Genomic DNA, 3,473 nt, shown 5'->3' with positions numbered 1-3,473 from the left:
CCCTATGGGTCTTCTCATCTCCTTCCGGTGAACCCAAATGGGTCTTTCCATCGTATGTCTAATAGTAACCCCATTAGACCACTGACCATGGACAAGTCCATCATCACCCAGATCAACGAGCGGCATTTCTACAGCCGACTGGAAAAGACCACTGCAGAGAAACTGCCGAGTTCTGAATTGCTCGATCTCAAAGATGGCGTGCTCTACCTTGTAGTGCACACCTTTAAATCGTGGGATTGCAGCTATACCTCATCCATTTTCAAGGTAATGCGTACCTGGTTGGATGAATTCAATGAACTCAAGGACGCATGGAGATTCCACATCACGGTCTATGAAATGACCAAACAAGGTCGCTCAGAAGCCGTGGATCACATGGAAGGAGCAATTATCCATGATAATTGACCCAATTTCTCTGTAGTGAGTCCCAATGCGATCTCATTTCGCCTATCCCATAGCTTGACGGGTGGGTCATAGCCCATGAAACTCCAGTCTCTAATAGGTTGCTTCCCTCCGCAGCCTATCTGTCTTGGAACTTCTGACTGGTGGCTTCTCCGATCTCGATGACACATGACTTTTTGATTCCTTTGTAGCCGATATGAGACATTGGATACCGACATCGATCTTTTTCTTTTTTCTGCTTCTTGGTTCTTACGCTCAAGCACAAGTGGATTCTGCAAGGGTCAACCGCAGTCCCTATCATGTCATCTACAATCACCTTTATTATCTTCAGGAGTCTGACTATGATCCTGCCAAGGCCGCACGGAGTTTTCCGGCAGATACACCCGATCCTGTGAGGGCGGCCATCCGTCTTAAACAGATACTAGATGGAAAAGGAATCTATGTAGATGTTGACAAACTCCCCAAGGACCCGGACTATACCGATGAGGTCAATGAGATGCCTGTCTATACACTCAGCCAGATGGACTCCCGTATCACGGTGGCCCAATCCAATGATGGACGTTGGTTCTACTCCGAGACCACGTTGGCATCCATTCCCGACCTGTATAAAGAGACTTTTCCTCTGGCATTGGATCTCCGCTCGCGATTCCATCAGGAGGTCTGGCAGAACCGATTCCTAGGGGTCGAGCTCTGGCAATGGCTCGGACTGATGGCCCTTCTACTGATCTTTTCCATTGCCTTCGTGTTGATACGGGCTGTTATTACTCCCATCATGGAGCGATTCCTAAAAAAACGACTGGGTGGTCTCTGGGCAGCTGAAGATGAACACAAAGGCCTGATACGGATGCTTGCCCTGATCGTTTCCACACGCACAGTTCTTTACTTACTTCCGAGTCTACATCTTTCACCACGTCTGGGTTCTGTGCTTATCAAGAGCTTGGAGATCCTGACTGTCTTTCTGGTCATTCTCCTACTGGTCAAACTGGTCGCTCTCGCATTCCGTTTCTTGGCCAAGGCTGCCACACGGACCGAGAACACGATGGACGACCAACTGCTGCCGGTCATCCAACCGATCATCACGGCCATCATATGGGTACTTGGGACCATACAGGTGCTCAGTATGCTGGAGGTGAATGTCACTGCACTGCTGGCCGGGGTATCCATAGGGGGCTTGGCCATAGCTCTGGCCGCACAGGATACAGTCAAGAACTTCTTTGGTTCTTTGATGATATTCCTCGACAAACCCTTCCAGATAGGAGATTGGATACACTTCGATGGGTTGGACGGAACCGTAGAGAAAGTGGGCGTACGCTCTACCCGCATACGCACTTTTGCCAATAGCCTGACCTATGTCCCCAATGCGAAATTGGCAGACAGTGTGGTCGATAATATGGGTCTGAGACAATACCGTAGATACAACACCAACATCTCTATCACCTACGACACCCATCCCGATACCATCGAGCGTTTTGTACAAGGGATACGAGAACTGGTGGAAGCGCACCCAACTACGCGTAAAGATTACTATGAGGTTCATCTGAACGGAATGGGAGCCTCGTCATTGAATATCCTGCTCTACGTTTTCTTCGAAGCCTCTAATTGGAGCGATGAATTAAAGGCCAAACATCAATTGATCTATGCTATCTTGGATCTTGCCCATCACATGGGCGTGCGATTCGCCTTCCCTACCCAGACCTTACATGTGGAGGAGTTTCCTGGAGCTGGTATCACTACACCCAGCCCCAAAGAGCCTGAAGAAATGGAAAATGCTATGGCCGATCGTCTAGCGAAGGCTCGAGAGTATTTCCAACGTACCGACACATCCAATAGCGATCACTTCAAACCTTTAGGTGGGGCCTGACCCCACTTTCAGAAGCCGAAAGGCCGTAGGAACTGTCTTGCTTAAGAATCAGAACATCAACGCAAAAGACAGCACATGAAGATCCTCCTGACCGGTGCCACCGGATATATCGGCCAAAGACTCTTACCCGTGCTCATCGAGCAGGGGCATCACGTAGTGTGCTGCACACGGGATCTGCATCGATTCCAAGCGCCTGAGTCCTTGCGCAGTCAAATCTCCGTCATCGAGGTGGATTTTCTGAAAGAAGAGACCTTGGACTCTATCCCTTCTGATATCGATGCAGCCTATTTCCTCATGCACTCCATGTCCAGTTCACAGGATTATCAAGAGATGGAGTTGCGCATGGCAAAGAATTTCAAGAAGAGTATTCAAGCTACGGACTGTGAACAGGTGATATATCTGAGCGGTATTGTGAACGATGATTCCCTCTCCCCTCATTTAGCATCACGCAAAGCGGTAGAAGATGAGCTATCTGCCGGTGATTTCCATCTGACCACTCTCCGTGCGGCTATCATCATTGGTAGCGGGAGTGCATCCTTCGAGATCATACGGGATCTGGTGGAGAAATTGCCCATCATGATCGCTCCGCGATGGCTGGAGACGCGTTGCCAACCGATCGGCATCCGGGATGTCATCTCCTTTTTGACACGGGTATTGGGTCACAGAGCGGCCTATGATGGTCACTTCGATATCGCAGGACCCGATGTGCTGACCTATAAAGAGATGCTTCTCGGATACGCCCAGGCCCGTGGACTGAAACGATATATCATCAGTGTACCGGTCATGACTCCGAGATTATCCAGTTACTGGCTCTACTTCGTCACCTCTACGAGCTATAAATTGGCCATGTCGCTGGTGGATAGCATGAAGGTGGAAGTCATTGCCAAGACCAATGATCTGGCAGAGGAGCTGGGCATAGAGCCCATGAGTTATGCAGATGCTCTGGAGCTGACATTGCAGAAGATCGAGCAGAATCAAGTCCTCTCCAGCTGGAAGGATTCACGCATCAGCGGACGCTTCAGATTAGAGCCTTCGGAGTTCTTGCAGGTACCGGATTACGGATGCCTGAAAGACCATCGATCGATGCAGATGCAGGATGTGAACAAGACCAAGGACAAACTCTGGCGCATAGGAGGGCGCACCGGATGGTACTATGCCGATGGACTCTGGCGAATACGCGGCTTTGTAGACAAACTGTTCGGAGGTGTTGGCT

Annotated in this window: 3 protein-coding genes; all 3 read left to right on the top strand. The window is 49.8% G+C overall.

The window, feature by feature from the left end:
* Positions 1 to 54: 54 nt before the first annotated feature.
* On the top strand, positions 55 to 402 hold the full coding sequence (locus tag HKN79_03220; GenBank protein NNC82563.1) for a hypothetical protein: 348 nt from the start codon (positions 55 to 57) through the stop codon (positions 400 to 402).
* A gap of 193 nt (positions 403 to 595) precedes the next feature.
* Entirely contained in the window at positions 596 to 2,260 is a 1,665-nt protein-coding gene (locus tag HKN79_03215; GenBank protein NNC82562.1) for a mechanosensitive ion channel family protein, read from the top strand.
* A 75-nt stretch (positions 2,261 to 2,335) separates the two neighbouring features.
* Positions 2,336 to 3,473, top strand: a 1,138-nt coding sequence (locus HKN79_03210) for an NAD(P)H-binding protein (GenBank protein NNC82561.1), incomplete at its 3' end; no start/stop codon positions are given.

The organism is Flavobacteriales bacterium, assembly GCA_013001705.1.
GTDB lineage: Bacteria > Bacteroidota > Bacteroidia > Flavobacteriales_D > JABDKJ01 > JABDLZ01.
Note: the sequence above shows the minus strand (reverse complement) of the source record. Positions and strands in the feature narration are given on the sequence as shown.

What these genes read in the sequence shown, in the direction of transcription:
- HKN79_03215 (NNC82562.1), top strand. Translation starts at nt 596, where the DNA reads ATGAGACATTGGATACCGACATCGATCTTTTTCTTTTTTCTGCTTCTT.
- HKN79_03220 (NNC82563.1), top strand. Translation starts at nt 55, where the DNA reads ATGTCTAATAGTAACCCCATTAGACCACTGACCATGGACAAGTCCATC.